We start from the raw sequence: 22,834 nt of genomic DNA, 5'->3' as shown, positions 1-22,834 counted from the left end.
TGAAAAATGATGAACTTGAAGAAGAGTCTGCGTTGGCTCTTGATGAGTGTATTGCTATTTCTTTCAGTAGGGCAAGGCTTGCAAGTGCCATTGGCCCAGGCTGCGGAAGTAGCAGATGTACAACTAGAGATTGATCAAGATGCCTTGGAGGAAGGGCTTGAAACACCGGGGGTACTGCGGATTGGGATGGAAGCGAATTATGCGCCTTTTAACTGGTCCCAAGCGGAAGGAACCGATGGAGCTGTAGAAATAAGCAATTCGCCAGGGGAGTACGCGAATGGGTATGACCTTCAAATTGCTAAGCGCTTGGCGGACACCTTGAATTTAGACTTAGAGATTGTCAAATTAGAATGGGACGGACTACCGCCAGCCCTTGAATCTGGCAAAATAGACGGCATTATCGCTGGGATGACGCCAACGCCTGAGCGGATGGAGCAAATTGATTTTAGTGAAGGCTACTATGAATCGGATTTAGTGCTTGTAGTGCGGAAGGATAGTCCTTTTGCTGAGGCTAAGCGCTTGGATGATTTCGCCGGTGCTCGCGTTACAGGTCAATTGAATACCTTCCACTATGATATGATTGAACAAATTCCCGATGTAATTCAACAAACGGCGATGGATTCTTTCCCAACGATGATTCAATCCGTCCTTTCGGATAAGTCGGATGCATATGTTTCTGAACGCCCAGGGGCGATGGCTGCTGTGGCGGCGAATGATGAGTTGACTTTTGTCGCCTTTGATGCGGGTCTTGGCTTTGATACGAATAATGCAGATACAACCATTGCGGTTGGCTTACGGAAGCATTCGCCGCTGACTGGACCCATTAACCAAGCCTTGGCGACCATATCTGCCAATGAGCGTAATCAACTGATGGAGAATATGGTTGAGTTGAATGAACGTGGTGGGAGCTTAGGTTTCTGGGATGAAGTACGGGGCATTTGGAATACTTACCGACCGCAATTTATGCGGGGGATTGCCAACACGATGATTATTGCCTTGATTTCGACAACAATTGGTTTCTTGATCGGCTTGATTATTGCCATTTACCGCTCATTACCTATTCAACGCAACTTAGCCAATATTGGTTATTGGCTGTACAAGATTCTTGACTTCTTCGTTGCAGCCTATATTGAGATTTTCCGGGGTACGCCGATGATGGTACAAGCAATGCTGATTTTCTATGGGTCGAAATTGTTCTTTAATATTGATATGACCTCCATGAGCGCAGCCTTGTTGATTGTATCGGTAAACACAGGAGCTTACTTGGCGGAAGTCATCCGCGGCGGCATTATTGGTGTGGATAAAGGCCAGTATGAAGGAGCCAAAGCAATTGGCATGAATCATTTCCAAACGATGGTTTATGTCGTCTTGCCGCAAGCGATTCGCAGTATTATGCCAGCTTTAGGAAATGAGTTTGTTATTAACATTAAGGATACCTCAGTCTTGAACGTTATTGCGGTAGCTGAATTATTCTTTGTGACGAAATCAGCAGCAGGTTCTACTTATCTAACCTTCCAAACTTACTTTATTGCTAGCGTCATTTACTTTATTCTGACATTCGTGACCACACGTGTCTTGAACTGGCTGAATAATCGTGGTGAAGGTAAGGCGAATTACACCGTTCATACCTCAAGCACTATGAGTACAGAAGTGGAGGTAAATTAAGATGAGTATTATTTCTGTGGAACACTTAGAGAAGCAATACGGCGACCACTTAGTTTTACGTGACATCGACTTTCAAGTTCAGTCCAAAGAAGTTATCAGTATCATTGGTTCTTCAGGCTCTGGTAAGTCCACCCTCTTGCGTTGTATTAACTTATTGGAGGAGCCTACTGGTGGAGATATTCGCTATCACGGTGATTCTGTCTTAGCTAAAAATTTCGACCGCAATACCTACCGTACCAAAGTCGGCATGGTCTTCCAGCAATTCAATCTTTTCAAGAATATGTCTGTCTTAGATAATTGCATTATCGGCCAGACCAAAATTCTGAAACGTTCGCCCAAAGAGGCCAAAGCAGTGGCGCTCGAACAGTTAGTTAAAGTTGGGATGGATCCTTACCGTGATGCCCGGCCACAACAATTATCTGGAGGCCAACAACAACGAGTAGCGATTGCACGTGCCTTGGCAATGAGTCCTGAAGTCATGTTATTCGATGAGCCGACTTCAGCTCTGGATCCAGAAATGGTCGGCGAAGTACTTAAGTCAATGACGAATTTAGCGGAAGAAGGAATGACGATGATCGTCGTTACCCACGAGATGGCCTTTGCCCGCGACGTTTCCAGCCGAGTCTGCTTTATGGACCAAGGTGTCATCGTAGAGGAAGGCAATCCATTCGATGTCTTAAATAATCCGCAACATGATCGCACGAAAGATTTCTTAATCCGCTATCACAATGAAAGTGGCCTAGCTTAAAACGATTGAAACCGTCCAATTTGGGCGGTTTTTAAAATGGAAAGAAATTCTGGATTACTCCCAGGAATCTTTAATCATCAACAAAATAATATTAGTTATCAAGCGCCATCTACACAATAATTGTATAGAACCAGAGGTTTCGATAGAATGTTAGTGAACTTACAAAGGATTTCTACGGTAGAGAGTTACATCTTGGTGAATTGTATAAATGAGGTATGCTAATTTTTCAGAGTTAATAGCTTTAAGAGAAGGTATTTTTTCGATAAGTTTCGTATTGTTTCTCAAATCTATTTTATTGCAATCTTTACTTAATCTTTACAAAGAACCGCTATAATAAAAGTAGCAAAAATACTTTTCACTGGAGGACCCTTATGAAAGATTTAACAAAATTGTACGAAGATATTGTTGAATTATATGAATCAGTCATTAATGAGTCAGAAGAAGATTATGCTCAGTGGGAGTTAAGCAATGAGCGGGAAGCTTTTGTTGCGAGTGCACGTAATCTTTTCGCTTATATGGCGGTGCGTCGGCGGGACCTTCAAAGTCTGCAAGAACGCTTATCCCAGCAGGGACTATCCAGTTTAGGACGTATGGAATCGAGGACTTTATATAATCTAGAGCGCGTCATTGCTTTGCTGGCCAAAGTGACAGGTCAAACGGAGGAATTAGCTGAAATCGAGTTGGATTCTTTTGCTGAAGGGCATAAGCGTCTGCGTGAGAATACGGAGCTAATATTCGGATCGAGTGAGCGGGACCGGCTTAGTCAGATTATGGTGACTATGCCACAGGAAGCATCCGAAAATGAGGATTATGTTAGAAGGCTTGTCAAAGAGGGGATGGATATTGCACGGATTAATTGTGCCCATGATAGCCCGGAAGTTTGGGAGCAAATGATCAAGAATATTCGCCAAGCAGCCGAAGCGAAAGGGCAGAATGTTCAGGTGATGATGGACTTGGCCGGGCCGAAAATTCGGACGGAATGGATCTTCACCACTTACAAGAAACCGAAAGTTAAACGAGGTGACCTGGTGCGTATGACTAGTCGCACCGATCAATTGCCGCCCGTGGATGATGAGATTAAGGTAACCATGGGTTGTTCCATTGAAGATGTGTACCGGCAAATTGCAACCGGCGACCAAGTCCTCCTCGATGACGGCAGTGTAGAGTTTACGGTGCATGAAGTAGGAGATAAAGAAGCGATTCTCAAAGTTGAGCAAGTAAAAGGCGGCAACTTACGGATTAAAGCCGAAAAGGGCTTGAACTTTCCTGACACTGACTTTGAAATAGCTATTCTGGATGAAGAAGATGAGAAGGCTTTAGCTTTTGCCCTAGAGCATGATGCGATTGTCGGCATATCCTTTGTGCGCACAGCTACAGATATTAAGGAATTACAGGCAGCCATCCAGAAATATACCGACCGCCCCTTGGCAGAAATTCCCCTGTTGGTCAAAGTAGACCCCTCTTTAGTGGCAGCTGAACCGTGCTGGCGCAATTGCCCATGGATGCTTGCTAATAGTTCATCTTCATCGATGGGTTTGGTAATGTAGTCATTGGCGACGGCTAAGAGCAGAGTCCTGGTTAATTGCTTGACAGTGAGGATAATAATCGGAATATCAGAGTGCAGGCGGATTTCATGAAGCACTTTCTCACCGGATAAACCAGACAAGATCACATCTCATAGGCTTAATTCGAGATATGCTTGCTCAGCTCGAAGTAAACCTTCTGTTCCTAAATAGGCTTGGGTCACTTCGAACTAATCACTGAGGGTATCCTTAATCAGTTCCTTAATCTTAGTCTGATTTTCAATAATGAGAATATGTGCTAGTTACGTAAACTCCTTTAATTATTGCATAATTAGTTTGACAGTAAGGGGATTTGCTTTCTATAATGAGAATATCACATCTACATAAGGAGAAGCCATGAAGTTTTTACATCTTACTGATACGCATTATCTCAAAAGTGACCACGAAGCGGCCCAGCAAATGCTGAAGCAACTCGCTAAGCAAGTAGCTTTTGAATGTTTGGATTTTGTTGTTCATACTGGAGATTTAACTAATGACGGCGATGAAGCAGATTATCAAGCTTTAAAAGATTTGATGGAAGCTACCTTTCCTAAGGATTTACCGATTTATTATTGCTTAGGCAACCATGACTTGAAACGGGATTATAATAAAGTATTTGAAGGTAACGATACTAGCGACTTGCATTACTTTACTGTCAATCACCGTGGTTACCGGATTATTATTCTCGATACGAGTATTGAAGGCTTACATGACGGAGAAGTGAAAGGGGATCAGGCAGAATGGTTATTCCAAGAGCTTAGCGAACCGAGCGAAAAAGGGACATTGATTTTCCAACACCATCCTTACGGCATTGGCTGGGCTGAAGGTGAGGCTGAGTGTAAAGTCGAAACCGGCTTCTTTGACCGCCTGAAGCAAAGCGACGTCTTAGCAATTTTTACCGGACATCTACATATGCAAAGAAATTCCCTCGTAGAAGGCATTCCACAATATAGTGCTAATTCCACCCGTTTCGGGATTACGCTCTACAAAGAGCAATTGTGGATTAGCGACCGAACGGGCTATTCCTTGGTCAGTGTTTCGGATGGTCTCATTGATTACTACCCAGAAATCCTTGTGCCCAATCAAACACCGATTGATAAATATTTAGGCTAATATTACGAAACGCACCGAAGCATCTACTCGCTTCGGTGCGTTTTTAAGAGGCTAATAGCAATTGTTGCAACTTGAAGGATTTGACTTTAGCCACTGATGAGCAATCCAGTGGTCAAATCGCCAATTTGTAAGTGACAACCTGGGGCTAAATGATTTAAGGGGCGAGTTTTGCTTCAGACTGTTGCGTTGCCTTTGCAAACAATTTTAAATCATAATCGAGTTGGACAACATAATGGGTCAAGCCTTCTCGCGTCATGCGCTTAATGTCTGTGCGCTTAGCTTCCTCGGCTCGTACCTGAGCTATTGTAGTTTTTTCAAGCGCAAAGGCTTGTTCGGCTTGAGGAATGCTTAAAGCCAGCGCGTCAGACTTGTCGTGAAACTGTGTCTCGATGCGATGTCCGGTAAAGGCTTGGCTAATGAGTAGCATGCCAAGTAATAGGGTGCCTATTCCATTCGTAATAATACGGATAAGTAAAGGGGTTTTCTTTACTAACAAGGGTCTCACTTTTTGTAATTATCATACACAGCTTACATGACGAATAGGGAGACCTTGTTCTGTATTAAGAGCAAAGTCTCCCAATCTGAAATTTGCAGCACCATTCAAAGATAAAGCAGTCACAGGGATGAATCTAATCTTTATCGATGTTTTTCGTTTACAGCTTTACCGCTAGACGGATTTTGCGGACTTGATCTTTCTGGATGCGTAATTGCCTAAAGCGTCCGCGGTCGTTATAAGTTAAAATATATACCTCGTCCAGCACATCGACTAAGACACCTTCATGGTAGGTTTCGCCGTGTTGGTGGCCAAAGTAATCTAGGTGCACGTATTCTCCAATCACCTCCTGAATGGCTTCAGGACTTGTTAATTCGCGTTCTGCTCCAGGTGAGCTGACATCCAGTACAAAGGGTTCACCGAACCAGCCGGCTTTCAATTCATCAATGCGCTGGCTAATGGCTTCATTGATAGCGACGCATTCATCTAAAGTGATTCGACCAGGCTTATCGACTCGCACTTGTAAATGTAAGGTGCGACCAAGTCGTTTAGTTGCAATGTCATACACTTTTGCTTGATGTGCTTCAACGATCGGACAAATGATGTCGCAGTATCTTTGTAATACATCGTCCATAATGTTCACCCCTCACATATAGTCTGTGCATTCATTATAAACTTTTAACCTCACAAAGCAACCCTTACCAGCTTAACAACTCTTCTAGATTATACGGAGTCTCCTGATAAGTTTCATTAATCCAATTATGCATCAGAAGATGTCCGTGACTACGCCAATTGAATACCGGTAAGCGATTAACATCGTCATCGGGGAAATAATTCTCTGGGAGGGCAATCCTATCCCCCCGGTGCAAATCACGGTGATACTCTAAACTTAAGGTCTCCCGATCATATTCCAAATGCCCGAAGATAAAGACATCCCGTCCATCTTGACTTACCATCAAATCAGGCCCGAACACTTCATGGCCAGTCAACACTTCCAAGCCTTCCACCTGCAATATCTGCTCGGCATTCATTCGCGTATGGCGTGAATGAGGCACATGGAAGACATCGTCAAAGCCACGTACGTAAGGATGTTCGAAATTTAACGTCCGGTACGGATATACCCCGAAAAGCTTCTCGTCTAAGAGCTCCTTTTCGATACCGTAGTAATAATTCAAAGCAAATTGCGCACCCCAACAGACGAAATAACGGTTAAATACATGTGTTTGTGCCCAAGTCATAATATCGCGCAATTCTTGGTAATAATCCACATCTTCAAAAGGCATCTTCTCTACCGGTGCTCCAGTGACTAAGAGACCGTCATAGAATTGCTCTTTAACTTGGTCGAAACTTTGATAATATTCCTGCAAGTAAGAAGTGGGGGTATTGCTGCTTTCATAGCTAGCCGTATATAGAAAATCCACATCAATTTGAATCGGACTGTTCCCTAATAAACGCAGAAACTGCCTTTCCGTCGCTTGCTTTAAAGGCATCAAATTTAAAATCAGAATCCGAAGAGGCCGAATATCTTGTGTGTGGGCCCGAGATTCTTCAATCGTAAAGATACGCTCTTCGCGTAATTTCTCACGTACTGGTAGGCCTTCTATAATTTTAATGGGCATTTAAATCGCATCCAATCCCTTAGCTAAGTCTGCCAGAATATCGTCAATATGTTCGAGGCCAATGGAAATGCGAATTGTCTCAGGATTCACGCCCGCTGCAATTTGTTCTTCTTCCGTCAATTGCGCATGGGTCGTTGAAGCAGGGTGTACCACAAGGGATTTAGCGTCACCGACATTCGCCAATAAGGAGAACAATTCTAATTCATTGATGAAACGCACAGCGCCATCATGACCGCCTTTGACGCCGAATGTGAAGATGGATGGTGCACCTTTTGGTGAATATTTCGTCTGCAAGTCATGGTAAGGGCTGGATGGTAAGCCGGAGTATTTCACCCAAGCTACCTTGTCGTGTTGATCTAAGAATTCTGCCACTTTCTTGGCATTCTCAACGTGGCGTTCAACACGTAAGGATAAAGTTTCCAAGCCTTGAATAAGTAAGAATGCGTTAAATGGCGATAGACTTGCCCCCGTATCGCGCATTAACGTGGCACGGATGTAAGTAGTAAAGGCCGCCGGACCGACCGCATCATAGAAACTCAAGCCATTATAAGTTTCATTCGGTTCGCTAATTTGTGGATATTTACCATTGGCCCAATTAAATTGGCCACTTTCTACAATTAAACCACCCATTGCTGTACCGTGTCCACCGATAAATTTCGTAGCAGAGTGGACCACAATTGATGCGTTATGTTCAATCGGACGAGTCAAATAAGGAGTCGAGAAGGTCGCATCAACTACTAAAGGAATATTAAATTCATTGGCGATGGCCGCTAAGCCCTCAATATCTTCAATATTTCCGTCAGGATTTCCTACTGTCTCTACAAATATCGCTTTCGTATTATCTTGAATCGCAGCACGGACATTCGCTAAATCTGTCGTATCCACAAACGTTGTCGTAATTCCTTGATTAGGCAAGGTATGGCGTAGCAAGGTATCCGTTCCGCCATAGACATAACTGGAAGAGACAATATGGTCACCTTGACGCGCAAGCGCTAAGAGCGTTAAATTAATCGCTGCCATACCTGAAGCGGTTGCGATGGCTGCCGTACCACCTTCTAAAGCAGCAATGCGAGCTTCTAATACATCAGTAGTTGGATTATTAAGTCGTGTGTAAATGTGACCCGGTTCTGTTAAGGCAAAGCGTCCAGCAGCATGATCGACATCGTTAAAGACATAAGCCGTTGTCAAATGAATCGGCACCGCTCTGGAACCCGTTGCATCAACTGTTTGACCTGCATGAATCTGTAATGTTTCAAATTTCTGTTCTGACATGTAAATTCCTCCTTCTAAAAACCAAAAAAACTTCGTCCCTTAATTACTCAAATACATTAAGTAATTAAGGGACGAAGTTTTCGTGTTACCACCCTTGTTCATAACACCTTTGCAAGTGTTACCTCGACCAGTACTCTATAATACTGCGCACCATAACGTGTGCTACCGTCGTAACAGCGTGAACTGCTACGAAGCTCCGAGCTCATTTTCGACTCAGGCTTATCTTACTGCTTTCACCAAACGCAGTTTCTCTGGAAAGATAGTCTGAATGTACTCTACTCTTCAACGCTAAGATTAAATTAACATTAGTATATATTAAGAGAAATGGCTTGTCAAGCTCATAAAACTTAAATGAATAAATTACGCCTGTTCCATCACTGCTTGCACAGCTGACAAATCACCTCGACTAATCGGAAGGCTTAGTTCCTCTGGGAAATGAATCTCCATAATTTTGCGATTGATACTCAAGGCATTAGCTAAATTCGCCACATAAGAACGATGGGTACGCGTGAAACTCGGTTCACGTTCTAGAATATCTGCAAGACTATCATAGAATTCGAAATATAAATCTTAGCCAACCAGGGCAAGCTTATGACCTTCAAGAGCTTGGAAATAGAAGATTTGGTCCACATCGATACTCTTGGTACGGGAGCCAATTTTGGCAACAAACTTCTTCTTCTGGTCTGCATTGCGTACTGTCCGCTCCATCACCGTCCGGAGACTGTCCCGAATCTGCGCATCAACGACTTCCGGCTTGTCCTTAACGATAAAGTTCAAAGTCTCTAATTTATAAGTGTAAGTTAAAGGAAGCATTTGATTTTCGGTGGTAATAAAGACCAAGCGGCTCAAATCCTCCGCATCGCGAATCTTTTCGCGCCAAGTCCATCCCATTAATATCAGTACTTAAATCTATATTGAGGAAGTATACTGTTTCACCTTTGCGTTCCGTTTCAAGGTAGTCCAGCACTTCATAGGTCTGGCGTCGCAAGCTTTACTTCCATGGGTAATTCCTCGATCAAAATATATTTTCTATTGTTTCCTGGAAAAGGGTTCTTTGTTGTAAATTATCTTCGCAAATAACAATGGATAACATTACGTCAAATCTTCCTTTCAATCGAGCTTTGGTACATTATAGCATGCAAACCGACTTTTTTCGAAAGAAGCGAGCACAACCTAAGCCAAGAAACTTCCCTTGCTAAGGCTTTGCACCGTGAAATATCAAGAAAGTAAAGCAAAAACTTTGCAGCCAATGATTAAAAATTACGTTTATACGCTAAGTACCACTGTCCATCAAAGGAAATTATAGTTTGCTCATGTTTGGCTGGGTGTTCAAACCTTAGGAAAGCGTGTTGCTAATGTTTGAATCGCCTGTCAAACACGAGCAAAAAGATTTGGTAATGTTTGAAGTGTATTTCAAACATTACCAAGTGGATTTATCAAGGATTCAGCTGAGTTTCAGGGCTCATTTCCATTGAGATTCCACATACGACTTCAGTCACGAAGGAGGTATCTTTTGACAGAGGCAGTCATTCATGAGATACTATAGATAGCTAGGTTACAAATGTAACCAAAAGAGGGGGAGTCATTATGAAAGATACAAAGCAAGAAAGGGAACACATTGATCAATTAGAAGCTGAAACCGTGAATCAACACGCACATTCTCAGCATCAACAGGGATCCCATGGGACAACGCATAAGCATCCTATTGAAGACCATCGAAGTGATGTTCAGCATGCAGCTCATGCGCAACAGGATGCACATGAACAACATAAAACAGAAGACACGCGTCATGGGCAACCTAAGCAGCATGTAGACCATAGCCACCACCATAAGTCGCATGAAAGCCATGTAGATAACGAGCAAGACGGAGGCCATGAAAGTCACAGTCACGGTAATCACGATAATCACGGTAATCACGGTAGCCACGATCATCACGATCATCACGATCATCACGATCACCACGATTACCATAATCATCACGACCATCACGACCATCACTATCACCACGACCACCATGGCCATCATCACCATCATGGGAATTTTAAGGAAATCTTTCTGAAATCCTTGCCTTTGGCCATTCCTATTATGCTGCTGTCGCCAATGATGGGCTTGAAGTTACCTTTTCAATTTACCTTTCCTTATTCAGATATTCTGGTAGCGATTTTAGCAACGATTTTGTTCATTTATGGAGGCCGGCCTTTCTATACAGGGGCTATTGACGAGTTCAAGCAGAAATCGCCAGGCATGATGGCCCTTGTTACTATGGGAATTACGGTATCTTATGTATATAGTGTTTATGCGGTGTTCGCCCGCTATCTAATGGGTGAAGCGGTGATGGATTTCTTCTTTGAATTTGCCTCGCTTATTCTGATTATGCTTTTAGGGCATTGGATAGAGATGAAGGCGATTGGCGAAGCAGGGGATGCGCAGTCATCTCTGGCAGCCTTATTGCCAAAGGAAGCACAAGTAGAACAAGCGGATGGCTCCATTATCCCAAAACCTGTCGCAGAATTGGCCATTGGAGATATTGTTCGTGTCCAAGCTGGAGAGAATGTACCGGCAGATGGGCGAATCGTGCGCGGAGAATCGCGTATTAATGAAGCCTTATTGACGGGTGAATCGAAGCCGGTAGCTAAGCAAGCTGGAGATGAAGTTATTGGAGGGGCAACGAATGGGGAAGGGACGCTATTTGTTGAAGTAACAGAAACGGGCGACCAATCTTTTATTTCCCAAGTCCAACAGTTGGTTGCTTCAGCTCAGAATCAACCCTCTAGGGCGGAGAACTTGGCCCACCGAGTCTCTGGCTGGCTCTTCTACATTGCCCTTGCCGCAGCGATTATTGCCTTTGTTGCCTGGACAGCAATGGAAGGAGTCAGCTCAGGGGTGACCTATGCGGTTACAACTCTAGTCATTGCCTGTCCGCATGCTTTAGGTTTAGCTATTCCTCTAGTGGTCGCTCGCAGTACGAGCCTGGGAGCAGAGCGAGGTTTACTTGTGAAAGACCGGGAAGCACTAGAATTAACCACACAAGCAGACATTATGCTCTTAGACAAAACAGGAACCCTAACAACTGGCGAATTCAAGGTGTTGCAACTAGACGTCTTAGACGATACCCTCTCAGAAGAAGAGCTGCTGAGTTTATTAGCGGGTATCGAAGCAGGATCCAGTCATCCAATCGCCCAATCTATTATTAATTACGCAGAGAGCGAAGGCGTCGAAGCAGTCTCTTTTGACGAGATTGAAGTAGTTTCAGGTTCAGGGCTGGAAGGGAGCTATCAAGGTGAGCATTACCAACTCATTAGCCAGAAAGCTTATGGTAAAGGCTTAGCCATAGATCCGCCATCAGGCTCCACTGTCAGTATTCTAGTAAAAGGCGAAGAGGCCTTAGGTGCAGTAGCCCTTGGCGATGAGCTGAAAGAGACGACCTCGCACTTGATTCGTGTGCTCAAAGAGCAGGGAATTCAGCCTGTTATGGCAACGGGTGATAATGAAAGTGCCGCCAAAGTCGTCGCGGAAACCTTAGATATAACTTATTATGCCAACCAGTCTCCTGAAGACAAATACCAGCTCGTTGAACAGTATCAAGAAGAAAATCAGACAGTGATTATGGTTGGCGATGGGGTCAATGATGCGCCGTCTTTAGCACTAGCTGACGTAGGAATCGCGATTGGTGCAGGGACCCAAGTTGCCCTCGATTCCGCAGATGTCATCCTAACCCAATCGGAACCAGGTGATATTGAGGCCTTTATTGAATTATCATACAAAACCCAAGACAAAATGCGCCAGAACCTATGGTGGGGTGCAGGCTACAACTTCCTTGCCATCCCCTTAGCCGCTGGCTTACTCGCTCCTTTGGGTATAAGCTTAAGCCCAGCCATGGGCGCCATCCTCATGTCCCTTTCTACCGTTATTGTAGCCATTAACGCAATGACCCTTTCACTAGATGAGCAGTAAAGTAGACTAACTATTAAACCGGAGCCTTCGCAGACTTTCTGACTGCAGGACTCCGGTTTTTGTGTAGCTTTTGCTTTATTTCAATTTCTTGTGTTGTATAAAATAGGGGAATTTACGATAAGACTAACATTCAGGCTGCAGGGCTACAACTGTTCTTTTTTTGTCAAATAGCATTAAGACCACTCCCTCCAGAAACTCGCTTATAAAGTAAGCTGTCATGGCCTATATGACTCCCATTTACTAAGGCGATTGACTGGGGCGCGATGAATCAAGCGAGGGCATAACAACGCTAGGTAGGACTGGATAAACATGGTTTAAAGCCAGGCAAAGCCCATCTGCAATGAGCCATAGAATTCGTCTAATATACTTTTGTTCAAAGTAAAAGACGGATAATTCAGCAGAATAAATAAGCCCAGCAGGGTATCGAAAGGCCCCCTGCCACAATTCTAGCAGGAAGATATAGTGACAAAAGCCAAGTAGGCTCAAAATAAAGGACACATTATCCGGCAGGATGGCCTCTTTTCAACAGAAGGGCATAAGTAAAACAGTCATTCGTGTTATATGCTAGTTATGCAGTCTTTAGTCTCAAAAGTAGGTAGTAAACGGCTAAAGTCTGGCGTATTTGCTCGTTACCTCAACAAAATCCTCACTCATATCACACGTCCAAATACTGGCAGAGTGCTCCCCTTGATTGAGCACAATGCGGATAACAATCTCTTGCTCTAAGATAATTTGGCGGGCGTCTTCTTCAAGGTAGTGTACAAACTGATTGCTGTCCCAGACTAGAATCGAACCCCGTTCACTCTCAAAGAAAACTTGAATCGCTTCAGGGTCCAGGTGTTCAATATCACTACTGCCAATGCCACTAGAGACTCGGCCCCAATTGGGATCAGACCTTGACAAAGTTGCTTTCATTAGAGGCGACCGGGCTAGGTACTTCCCTAGTTGCACAGCCTCTTCCTCAGAGTGTGCGCCTTCGACCTGAACGGTAATAAATTTCGTGCTACCACCGCCATCAATGGCAATTCGCTGAGCCATGTCTTGGCAAACTTCAGTCAGCGCTTCGACGAAAGCAGCATAATTTGCTTCAGTCAGCTGAACTGAACTTTGACCAGTAGCACAAACTAAAACCGTATCGTTTGTACTTGTATGGCCGTCGGTTAATAGGCGGTTGAAAGTAAGCTTAGTAGCTTGGCCCAAGGCTTGATTTAGTAAGGCTTGTTCGGCTTGAATATCGGTAGTAATAAAAGACAGCATCGTACCTAAATTGGGGTGGATCATTGTTGAGCCTTTGGTGATGGCACCGAAAGTGATTTTTTGGCCGGAGATTTCAACTTCATAAGCTTGATGCTTAAGCATCTTATCTGTTGTCAAGATAGCTTCATTAGCCTCTGCACCACCCTTAGAACTAAGGGCTTCCTTCGCCTCAGCCATGACGCCTTCAATGAGATTTGCTTGAAAGGGTGAACCGATAACGCCTGTAGAGGCAGGTAGCACTTCCGTAGGTAGTATATCCAAGGCATCCGCGACAATGTGCGTGCTTTCCAGCAGGGCCTGATAGCCTTCGTAACCATTGCAAGCATTTGCATTGCCACTATTGACCGCTAGCGCTTTGAATTTGGTGTGCTCCTTCAACGCCTCGCGACAATAGGCCACATGATGTGCATAGATTTTATTAAGTGTAAAGACTCCAGCTATGGTCGCGCCTTCTGGGAAATAAATTAAGGCGAAATCTTTCTTATCTGGCTTGAAACCAGCATGTACGCCACTTGCAAGTACACCAGGCACTGAAGTGATACTTCCGTCGATAAATTTCATCGGGATGCCCCCTTCGGTAAAATAATTTGTGAATTGAGTGTAGCCGACTCCTTAAGTAAAGTCAAAGAAGAATACAATGAAATATTGATTGTAAATAGGCAGCTCCCTATAGAAATTTAATATAAAATAAAAACCAAAAGGCTGAATAAACCTTCTGGTTATCATACTTGTCCCATGGCAAAAAATGCACTTTCTACTTGGCAGTCGGTGGTAAGTATTGCATCAGGTGATGCAGCGTTCTCTGGGACAAGGATGTTGTTTAATTTGTGAAATAGGCATTCTGACTGGATAAAGGGCGTCATTTCCGACGCCCTTTATCCAGTTCGAATAATTTCTTGCCCTCAATCTATTAGGATAGCATTAACGGGCTTTGCGAATCATATCGTGCGGCTTAACTGGCTGATTTACTTTCATCTTCACAATCATCATCGCGTGTGGGGCACGTTCAATCGCTTCATCGTCTTCATTGACCATCGCTTCGAGGGTTTGCTCATGGTGGCGCATGCCTGGTCCGTAGAATTCAATCGTGTCTCCAACTTCAAAGAGATTACGTTGTTGGATTGTCGCGATTTGGGTCGTTTCATCATAGTCTAATACTTGGCCGACAAATTGATACTGTTGAATGCGACGACGCTTACCAAAGAGCTGTTCATCCTCGCTTGGCGTATCGTAAAAGAAGCCGGTGGCGAGTTCACGTTGGGCAGCTTTCCAGATTTCGTCAACCCATTCTTGCTTGAGTTCATAACTTGCCGGGTCTTCTAAGTAGCTATCAATGGCCCGACGATAGACGTTCACCACAGTTGAAACGTAATGAATCGACTTCATCCGTCCTTCGATTTTCAAGGAATCAATCCCATTTTCGATAATGTCTGGGATATGTTCAATCATCCCTAAATCTACTGCACTCATGGAGAATGGTTCTTTAATATTTGTGCCTTCTTCGCCACGTCCCTTCATAATACGCGTATCCAACTGAGGCATCTCAAAAAGCCCATAACGCCAACGGCAAGATTGGCAGCAACCTCCCCGGTTTGCATCGCGGTTCTCCATATGGTTAGACAAGGTACAACGGCCTGAATATGAGATACACATTGCCCCGTGAATGAAGGCTTCAATTTCTACGTCCGTTTTAGCGCAGATTTCAGCAATCTCTTCCATAGAGACCTCACGGCCAAGCACACAGCGGGTTAGGCCGTAATCTTGCCAGAAATTCAACGTTTCATAGTTGACAGCCGATTGTTGAGTCGATAAGTGCATTTCCAAGCCTGGTGCTTCTGTGGCGCAAATATGAATCAAGGCAGGGTCTGAGATGATAATCGCATCAACTCCAATATCACGAATTGTACGGAAGAATTCACCCGAACCTTGTTCATCCCCCGGATGGGTGACCATGTTCGTGGCTACATAAACTTTCGCTCCGTAGCTGTGAGCGAATTCAACTCCCTCACGCATTTCATCAAAGTCAAAGTTACCCGCCCGACTTCTCAGTCCATAAGCTTCGCCACCAATATAGACTGCATCAGCCCCGTAATGAACGGCAATTTTCAATTTCTCGAGTGTTCCAGCTGGTGCTAAAAGTTCAGGTCGTTTTAATGTTGTTAATGTTTCAGTCATGGTTAGCTCCTTTCAATTATTGGACGGTTTCTCGGTCATAGAAGAAGAAACCAGTAGAAAGTTCACGGTTTTCTGGATGTAATCGGACGACTTGGGCACTCAATTCCTCGGCTAGCTCCTCCGTCCATTGCTTATTTTCAATGGCCTTACGGGCTTGGTTGAAGATTTGAGCAATTTGCACAAAAGCTTCTCCCCGAGTGTAAATGCCATCCATATACCATTCTTGGATGCCAATTTCCTTTAAAGTATTTAAATGAGGAAGTAGATTCAAGTCATCGCTAGCATAGATGTGCGTGCCATGACTATCTTGGAAAATAGAGTAGTGGGTCTCTTTCTTACGCGGTTCAGATAGGAAAAGCTCTTCGTGCTTTAAGTCCTGGGTATCCTTCTCGACATAATTATAGTAATTTTCCAAGAGTGGACGCCCACTTTGGTGGATGCAGGTCGCCCCGTAAACTTGCACCATGAGGGGAATGTTTGACTCCGGTGCCATGTCGCGTAATTCAACCAGGGGTACTTCACGGGCAACCAAGGCTCCGACGGCCCCAAACTGGGCCCAGAAATTCACTTGCCCGGGACTAGTCACAAGTACGCCCGCATCATAAATATAGGGGAAGGCATAGCTTGGCTCTTTCATAATTTGGATTAAACCTGTATCGCCAACCATGAGTAAGTCAGGATGAATGGCGCGGACTGCTTGTAAGTAATCCCTCGCTCGGTTAATCTTGTCATTGTGGAGTATAGCATTGGCAGCAATCACCACTTCTTTATCTTGTTGATGGGCAATATCAATTAATTCTCCCATCTCTTCAAATGTCATTGTCTTCGGCAGGCGTAAACCGTATTCACTTTCACCAATGATTAAGCGGTCTACACCTGCCTCTAATAAGGCTGTCCCTTGTTCGACTGATTCAGCTGTTGCAATCAACTTTATCATGAACCCAGCCACCTTCTTTCTATATATAATTTCCACCCTACATTGTAGCGATTCTATAATCAAAAGTCTATGGCTTTTATAAATATTTGTAATGGCTAAGGCTCCTATAAATACGTTAGAATAAGCAGTATCCATTGCCAAAAAAGTCGCAATTCGCTATATTAGGGGCAGAAGCTAGTTATAGAAAAGAGGAGAAGAATGGAGAAATATATTGAAGCCATGCCGAAAGCAGAGTTGCATTGTCACTTGGACGGGTCCGTCCCCATGGCAACCTTGCAGGAGTTAGCCACTGAGGCAGGCTTACCCAGCGATTATGTCGACGGTGTACGGGTTCCAGATAAGTGCGAAGATTTAGCGGATTATTTAAAATCTTTTGATGTCATTCTGCCTTTACTGCAAAGCAAAGGGAATTTGGAGCGGGCAACCTATGCGATTATTGCCGAGGTCGCTTTAGAAAATGTGAAATATCTTGAATTACGTTTCGCTCCCTTATTGCATCAAGAAGAAGGACTAAGCTTAGAAGAAATCTTTCAAGCAGTAGAGGCTGGGATTGAGCGTGGCCAAAGAGATTATGATGTGAACGTGAATTTGCTTGTGTGTTGTATGCGTCATCACGATGAGGCGACCAACCTGGCTTTAGTTGAAGCCGTGGCGAATTTAAATCCCAATTTGGTCGTTGGTTTTGACTTTGCCGGTAATGAAGTAGACGGAGCCAATGATCATATCCAACCGATTACCGATCAAATTCACCAGCAGGGCTACCAGCTAACCTTGCATTCTGGGGAATGTGGTTGTGGCCACAATATTGCTCAGGCTGTGCGCTTGGGGAGTAAGCGGGTTGGTCATGGTACAGCGATTAAAGATGACCCTGCCCTGATGGCGTTAGCTCAGGAACAAGCACTCATGATTGAAATGTGTCCGACAAGTAACTATCAAACCAATGCTGTCAAGACCTATGAAGAGCTGCCTTTGTTGGCCTTATTGGAGCGGGATATTCCGGTAAGTATTAATACCGATAATCGCACCGTATCGAATACAAACTTAACTCAAGAATTCAAGAAAGTTCAACAGCTGTTCAATCTAAGTAAAGAGCATTTAGACCGCCTATCGCTTAATGCTATCCGGCACTCTTTTGCCCTGGAAGAAACGAAAATCAAGGTGGAAGCAGATATGCTGGCCTTCCACAGAAAATAGACTGTGCCCTTGAGTGAATGAGCCGAGCAATAGCTTTAACTTATACACCCTACCGACTGTTAAGATAGTTGGGAGGGTGTTTTTATATGAGGTGGAGGTAGTAGTCGCCTTTAATAGAGGGGAAAAGCGGCGAGAAGATAGCCAATTAAAGTAAACGTTACCATCCTTGCGAAAATTGGCTTTTGACGGCTAAAATTTACATAAAATTTACATTAAAAGTGTATAGTAAAAGTAGGATAGAGCGTATAAGAAATTAGAACGCTCGGTAGAAAGGGGTAAATATTGATGAGAGCATTGAAGTATTGCCTAGTACTTATTTTAAGCGTGTTCCTAGTCGGTTGTGCTGATGCAAGTGAAGGGGACGCTTCATCTGATTCTAACGGGCAGTATGCTTTTCAAGGGGGGTCAGGTGAGGCAGATTTAACAATTGTTGCCGGATCGGAGAATGAGATTCTTGAGCCGATTATTCAAGAATATGCCGAGAGTGAAGGAGTGACAATTGGGATTGATTACATGGGTTCTTTAGATATTATGCGTCTTTTGCAAAGTGGTGAAGTTCCCTATGACGCAGTCTGGCCAGCTTCTAGTATTTGGCTAGATTTAGGTGATGAGCAACATTTATTGAAGTACGAAGCGGTCACGTCCATTTCGCCGATTGTCTTTGGTGTACGGGATTCCTTGGCCGAGCAATTGGGTTTTAAAGATGGCTCCGTGCAGTTAGACGATATAATGCAAGCAATCGAAAGCGGTCAGCTCAACTTTGCGATGACTTCAGCAACGCAGTCCAATTCAGGTGCGAGTGCTTATATCGGTTTTCTGACAGCTTTGAGTGATACTCCGGATAGTTTGACCAGTGAGGATTTAGCAGATCCAACGTTACATAAAGAGATTACCCAGCTGCTTTCTGGTGTCAACCGCTCTTCCGGCAGTTCAAATTGGTTGGTAGATTTGTTCTTGCAAGGCAATTACGACGCCATGGTCAATTATGAAACATTGATTATTCAAGCCAATCACCAACTCATCGAGCAAGGGAAAGAGCCCTTATACCTTGTCTACCCAGAAGATGCCCTGTCCATCAGTGATTCGCCCTTAGCCTACGTTGACCATGAAGAAGATGCGAAAGAAGAAGCCTTTCTAGCGTTTCAATCCTACTTACTCGCGGATGAAACCCAGTCAGCGATTGAAGCGACCGGACGCCGTTCAGCTTATGGTGAAGTGCGCGAAGCTAATCAACAAGCTTATCCAGCAGAGTGGGGCATTGACTTAGATCGAGTTATTTCACCAGTACGTTGGCCTCAAGCCAGCACCATTCAAGAAGCCCTAACCCTTTATCAAACCGAATTCAAGAAACCTGGCTTAACCCTCTACGTTCTTGATTACTCAGGCAGCATGAACGGTGAAGGGCATGAACAGATGATGGCAGCTTTAGAACAAGTACTCATTCCTGAGAATGCAAGCCAGAATCTCTTACTCCCAACAAGTCAGGATGAAACCTATATTGTGCCGTTTGCAGAAGATGTCGGAGAAGTTGAGGTCGGATTGGGTAATGACTCTGAACTCTCAGCCCTATATACTTATGCCATGGACTTGCCGGTAGGTGGCGGGACTGCTCTTTATGAGGGGGTTGCGGAAGCCTTAAGAATCATTGATCAAGATTATCCAGACGCAACCGATGATTATACACCGGCAATTGTCGTCCTCAGTGACGGAGTGGCGAATGGGGATATGAGCTTTGAAGAATTAAAGGAAATCTACCAAAAGGTCAACAAGGATATTCCCATCTTCTCAATTCAATATGGGGACGCTTCTGATGAAGAACTCGAAGCATTAGCCCAGTTAAGTCGGGCTCGGGTTTTTGATGGGCGCAAGGACTTAATCGGTGCCTTCCAAAAAGTGAAAGGATATAACTAGTATGGACAAAGCAGCAAAAGCCAATATATTCGGTGCCATCGCTGGTGGCGTCGGCTTTGCAGTCTTCTACCTCGGCTTTGAATGGCCAATTTGGCTCAGTTTAATTTTCGCTGTTGCCTTATTCTTTGCCATTTACCTGATTACCCAACCAGTCCATAAGATTGGTAATATTGAAATTGATCAACTGAAAAACGGTGAAGAACTACAACAAATCTATCAAGAGGCCCAAGAAAGCCTTGAGCGGACGCAAAGATTTGAAGAAGGCATCCGAAATGAATTCATCCAACAGAAAGCCCAAGACCTTCAAACAATTGGTCAGGACATTCTGCGTTATTTGGCGAATCATCCTAAGCAGATATCAACGTCCCGTCATTTCCTGGACTATTACTTGCCGACGGCTGAGAAGATTGTTGGCAATTATTATCAACTGGAAGAAGCGAATGTTTCTGCTAGTAAGATGGAAGCGATTCAGGAGCAAACGAGTGAGTCTTTAGACTTGCTGACGAAGATATATGCTCGCCAAAGAGATAGCTATCATACCGATACGATGTTGGCGTTGGAGGTTGAGACAGAACTGCTGGAGAAGACGATAGAATTAGGAGGAGAGGAACTGTGAAGAAACGTTATTGGGGCTTAGCCATCTTAGCGGCTATCATCATAGCCATCTTAATCATTCCCCCCAAGGCCGATCCGATTGAATTGCAAGGATATTTAGGCGGCGAGAAGTCGGGTCTACTGGCATCAACAGCCTTTAAAGAAGAAATGGCGGATGAGCATCAGCTCACCTTTGACTATAAAATCCTTGGCTCCTATAAAATGGTTCAAACGGATTATAGCAGCCAAGATTATCTCTTCCCTTCCAGTCAATTAGCCTTAGAGCTTTTCGAGCGCGGGGGAGGGACAGCGGTAAATGATGAGATTATCTTTAATACCCCGATTGTCCTCTATTCGCGTAAGCCAATAGTCGACGCTTTAATGCAAGAGGGGATTGTGAGTGAGCGCGAGGGAGTTTATTATGTGGATATGGAGAAACTGGCGCGGAAGATGGCAGATGGTGTAAGTTGGCAGGCAATAGGTTTATCTCAATTACACGGGAATTTGCTTGTCGATACGACCGATCCGAATGAGTCGAACTCTGGGAATATGTTCCTCGGCGTACTGGCCAATGCTTTAAATGGAAATCAGACTGTCAATATGTCAACGGTAGCCAATATTGAGGAAGACTTAAAGAAAATTTACGACAGCCTTGGCTACATGCAAACGTCGAGTTCAGATATGTTTACCCAGTTTCTCCGTCAAGGGATTGGGGCCTTTCCTATAATTGCCGGCTATGAGAGCCAATGGCTAGAATTTTCTAAGCAAGAGCACGAGGTATATAGTTCTGTCAAAGATGATATCTACATGCTGTATCCAGAACCAACCGTCTGGTCCAGTCATGTATACATTGCCTTAATTGAAGAAGCTGAGCGAGGCATCGACGCCTTGTTGGACCCAGACATTCAAGAGATGGCCTGGAAAGAGCATGGTTTCCGAACGATTGTCTCAGGCAGTAGTGATTCAGATGAATTTGATGTAAATGGCTTAGCAGATGAAATTACACAGATTATTCCCATGCCCGATATTGAGACGATGTTGTACTTGATGGATATTATCCAATAGAATAGGAGAATAAAGATGGCTGAAGAGAAGAAAATTACCTTAGATCAATTGCTGGCCAATAAAGGCCAAACAGGGGTTGAACCTGAGGAAGTAACTGTAGCAGATGTTGAAGCAAAGCTAGAAGTCCTCTCCCCGGAAGACCGCGAGAAAATAAATCAAATTAAAGACAACATCAATTTACAAGACAATCAAATGCTGACCATTTACGGTAGCTCTTCCCAAAAGCAAGTGGCCCAATTTGCTGATAAAATCTTATCTGAGGTCCGTTCGAAGGATATGGGCGAAGTAGGTGAATTGATGTCGGAATTGATGGTGAAAGTCAAAGATATGGACATCAGTAGCATTGATCAAGGAGGTATCTTCAACAAACTTCCTTTTGTCAAAAATACGAAACGAGCGGTAGAATCTTACTTAGCCAGATACGATGCGATGCAAGTCCAAATCGATAAAATTCAAGCCCAATTGGAAACGGCTCGCATGGAACTTTTGAAAGATATTGGTACCTTTGATAAACTCTATGAGCAGAACGTCAACTACTTTAATGAACTGAACTTATACATTATTGCCGGCGAAGAGACGATTCAAGATATGCGGGATAATGTCCTTCCTGGATTATTTAAAGAAGCGGAAGAATCAGGAGACGCCATGGCCATCCAAGTGGTCAAAGACTTCCAAGAGAATATTAACCGCTTTGAAAAGCGCCTATATGATATGAAGACTTCTAAGACTATGGCTATTCAAACCGCACCGCAAATCAAACTAGTGCAGAATAATGATAAGCTTCTAGTGGATAAATTAACGGATGCAATTAACAATACGATTCCACTTTGGAAATCCCAAGTCGTAATTGCCTTAGGCATCAATAAGCAGGGCCAAGTGCTTGCTATGCAAGAAGAAGTTTCTAATACAACCAATGAATTACTGCTTAAGAACGCAGAGCGTTTGAAATCTACAACCACAGGTGTAGCCCGTGAAGCAGAACGCAGTACCATTGACATAGATACTCTGAAGCAAGTCAATGCCGACCTTATTGAAACCATTGAAGAATCCTTGCAAATTCAAACCGAAGCCCGAGCAGCCCGCAAAAAAGCTGAAGGCGAGCTAGAACAAATTGAGAATGATCTTCAAAACGCATTGCTAAAAGTAATTGCGTAGATAAATCCCGAACGCCGCATCGAAGCATGTCTCGATACGGCGTTTTATTGATGGCAATAATCAGTCAAACGGAAACTCATATTGTATTGCAGGATAATGAAAAATTCGTTACTAATAAAA

At 43.9% G+C, this 22,834-nt stretch carries 18 protein-coding genes, 2 pseudogenes and 1 other annotated feature; of the genes and pseudogenes, 10 read left to right on the top strand and 10 right to left on the bottom strand.

Annotated elements, in window-relative coordinates; all coding sequences use genetic code 11:
• Positions 1-6 precede the first annotated feature (6 nt).
• From CL176_RS08630 to CL176_RS08615, 3 genes are all read left to right on the top strand, one after another.
• Positions 7-1,665: an ABC transporter substrate-binding protein/permease gene (locus CL176_RS08630; RefSeq protein WP_162890906.1), complete on the top strand. Its 1,659-nt coding sequence runs from the start codon at positions 7-9 to the stop codon at positions 1,663-1,665.
• A gap of 1 nt (position 1,666) precedes the next feature.
• Complete coding sequence (locus CL176_RS08625) at positions 1,667-2,413, top strand: amino acid ABC transporter ATP-binding protein (RefSeq protein WP_162890905.1); 747 nt, start codon at positions 1,667-1,669, stop codon at positions 2,411-2,413.
• A gap of 371 nt (positions 2,414-2,784) precedes the next feature.
• A complete protein-coding gene (locus CL176_RS08615; RefSeq protein ID WP_118990947.1) occupies positions 2,785-3,960 on the top strand; it encodes a pyruvate kinase in 1,176 nt (391 codons plus the stop codon).
• Positions 3,961-3,974: 14 nt separating this feature from the next.
• Here the strand turns inward: CL176_RS08615 and CL176_RS13075 are convergent.
• Positions 3,975-4,055, bottom strand: a pseudogene (locus CL176_RS13075) (hypothetical protein); the annotation flags it as partial.
• Positions 4,056-4,332: 277 nt separating this feature from the next.
• On the opposite strand from CL176_RS13075, the gene CL176_RS08605 reads away from it, so the two are divergent.
• Positions 4,333-5,088, top strand: coding sequence for a metallophosphoesterase family protein (locus tag CL176_RS08605; RefSeq protein ID WP_118990946.1), 756 nt, complete (start codon positions 4,333-4,335; stop codon positions 5,086-5,088).
• 154 nt (positions 5,089-5,242) lie between these two features.
• Here CL176_RS08605 and CL176_RS08600 read toward each other — a convergent pair whose 3' ends face one another.
• The 6 genes and pseudogenes from CL176_RS08600 to CL176_RS08575 all read right to left on the bottom strand — a co-directional run bounded on the left by CL176_RS08600 (position 5,243) and on the right by CL176_RS08575 (position 9,363).
• On the bottom strand, positions 5,243-5,584 hold the full coding sequence (locus CL176_RS08600; RefSeq protein ID WP_118990945.1) for a hypothetical protein: 342 nt from the start codon (positions 5,582-5,584) through the stop codon (positions 5,243-5,245).
• A gap of 157 nt (positions 5,585-5,741) precedes the next feature.
• Complete coding sequence (locus CL176_RS08595; RefSeq protein ID WP_118990944.1) at positions 5,742-6,215, bottom strand: ribosome maturation factor RimP; 474 nt, start codon at positions 6,213-6,215, stop codon at positions 5,742-5,744.
• A 64-nt stretch (positions 6,216-6,279) separates the two neighbouring features.
• Complete coding sequence (locus CL176_RS08590; RefSeq protein WP_118990943.1) at positions 6,280-7,200, bottom strand: homoserine O-succinyltransferase; 921 nt, start codon at positions 7,198-7,200, stop codon at positions 6,280-6,282.
• A complete protein-coding gene (locus CL176_RS08585; protein WP_118990942.1) occupies positions 7,201-8,472 on the bottom strand; it encodes an O-acetylhomoserine aminocarboxypropyltransferase/cysteine synthase family protein in 1,272 nt (423 codons plus the stop codon).
• Between the two features lie 64 nt (positions 8,473-8,536).
• Positions 8,537-8,767 (bottom strand) — a binding site (T-box leader).
• A 65-nt stretch (positions 8,768-8,832) separates the two neighbouring features.
• Positions 8,833-9,021 (bottom strand): annotated as a pseudogene (locus CL176_RS13070) (LytTR family transcriptional regulator DNA-binding domain-containing protein); the annotation flags it as partial.
• Between the two features lie 21 nt (positions 9,022-9,042).
• A complete protein-coding gene (locus CL176_RS08575) occupies positions 9,043-9,363 on the bottom strand; it encodes a response regulator (RefSeq protein WP_118990940.1) in 321 nt (106 codons plus the stop codon).
• Positions 9,364-10,059: 696 nt separating this feature from the next.
• On the opposite strand from CL176_RS08575, the gene CL176_RS08570 reads away from it, so the two are divergent.
• Positions 10,060-12,426, top strand: a complete 2,367-nt coding sequence (locus tag CL176_RS08570; protein ID WP_118990939.1) for a copper-translocating P-type ATPase — start codon at positions 10,060-10,062, stop codon at positions 12,424-12,426.
• A 606-nt stretch (positions 12,427-13,032) separates the two neighbouring features.
• Here CL176_RS08570 and argJ read toward each other — a convergent pair.
• The 3 genes from argJ to CL176_RS08555 form a co-directional block, all read right to left on the bottom strand.
• A complete protein-coding gene (argJ, locus tag CL176_RS08565; RefSeq protein ID WP_118990938.1) occupies positions 13,033-14,244 on the bottom strand; it encodes a bifunctional glutamate N-acetyltransferase/amino-acid acetyltransferase ArgJ in 1,212 nt (403 codons plus the stop codon).
• A 360-nt stretch (positions 14,245-14,604) separates the two neighbouring features.
• Positions 14,605-15,858 (bottom strand): peptidase U32 family protein, encoded by a 1,254-nt coding sequence (locus tag CL176_RS08560; protein WP_118990937.1) that lies wholly within the window; start codon positions 15,856-15,858, stop codon positions 14,605-14,607.
• A 16-nt stretch (positions 15,859-15,874) separates the two neighbouring features.
• Entirely contained in the window at positions 15,875-16,795 is a 921-nt protein-coding gene (locus tag CL176_RS08555) for a peptidase U32 family protein (RefSeq protein WP_118990936.1), read from the bottom strand.
• Positions 16,796-16,993: 198 nt separating this feature from the next.
• Between CL176_RS08555 and add the strand changes: the two genes are divergently transcribed.
• From add to CL176_RS08530, 5 genes are all read left to right on the top strand, one after another.
• Positions 16,994-17,989, top strand: coding sequence for an adenosine deaminase (add, locus tag CL176_RS08550; protein WP_118990935.1), 996 nt, complete (start codon positions 16,994-16,996; stop codon positions 17,987-17,989).
• A gap of 285 nt (positions 17,990-18,274) precedes the next feature.
• Entirely contained in the window at positions 18,275-19,900 is a 1,626-nt protein-coding gene (locus CL176_RS08545; RefSeq protein WP_118990934.1) for a substrate-binding and vWA domain-containing protein, read from the top strand.
• Between the two features lies 1 nt (position 19,901).
• Entirely contained in the window at positions 19,902-20,516 is a 615-nt protein-coding gene (locus tag CL176_RS08540) for a 5-bromo-4-chloroindolyl phosphate hydrolysis family protein (protein WP_118990933.1), read from the top strand.
• On the top strand, positions 20,513-21,559 hold the full coding sequence (locus CL176_RS08535; RefSeq protein ID WP_118990932.1) for a substrate-binding domain-containing protein: 1,047 nt from the start codon (positions 20,513-20,515) through the stop codon (positions 21,557-21,559). Before CL176_RS08540 ends, CL176_RS08535 begins: the two co-directional genes overlap by 4 nt.
• 15 nt (positions 21,560-21,574) lie before the next feature.
• On the top strand, positions 21,575-22,714 hold the full coding sequence (locus tag CL176_RS08530; RefSeq protein ID WP_118990931.1) for a toxic anion resistance protein: 1,140 nt from the start codon (positions 21,575-21,577) through the stop codon (positions 22,712-22,714).
• Positions 22,715-22,834 lie beyond the last annotated feature (120 nt).

Source organism: Suicoccus acidiformans (assembly GCF_003546865.1).
In the GTDB taxonomy this organism is placed as follows: Bacteria; Bacillota; Bacilli; order Lactobacillales; family Aerococcaceae; genus Suicoccus; species Suicoccus acidiformans.
Note: the sequence above shows the minus strand (reverse complement) of the source record. Positions and strands in the feature narration are given on the sequence as shown.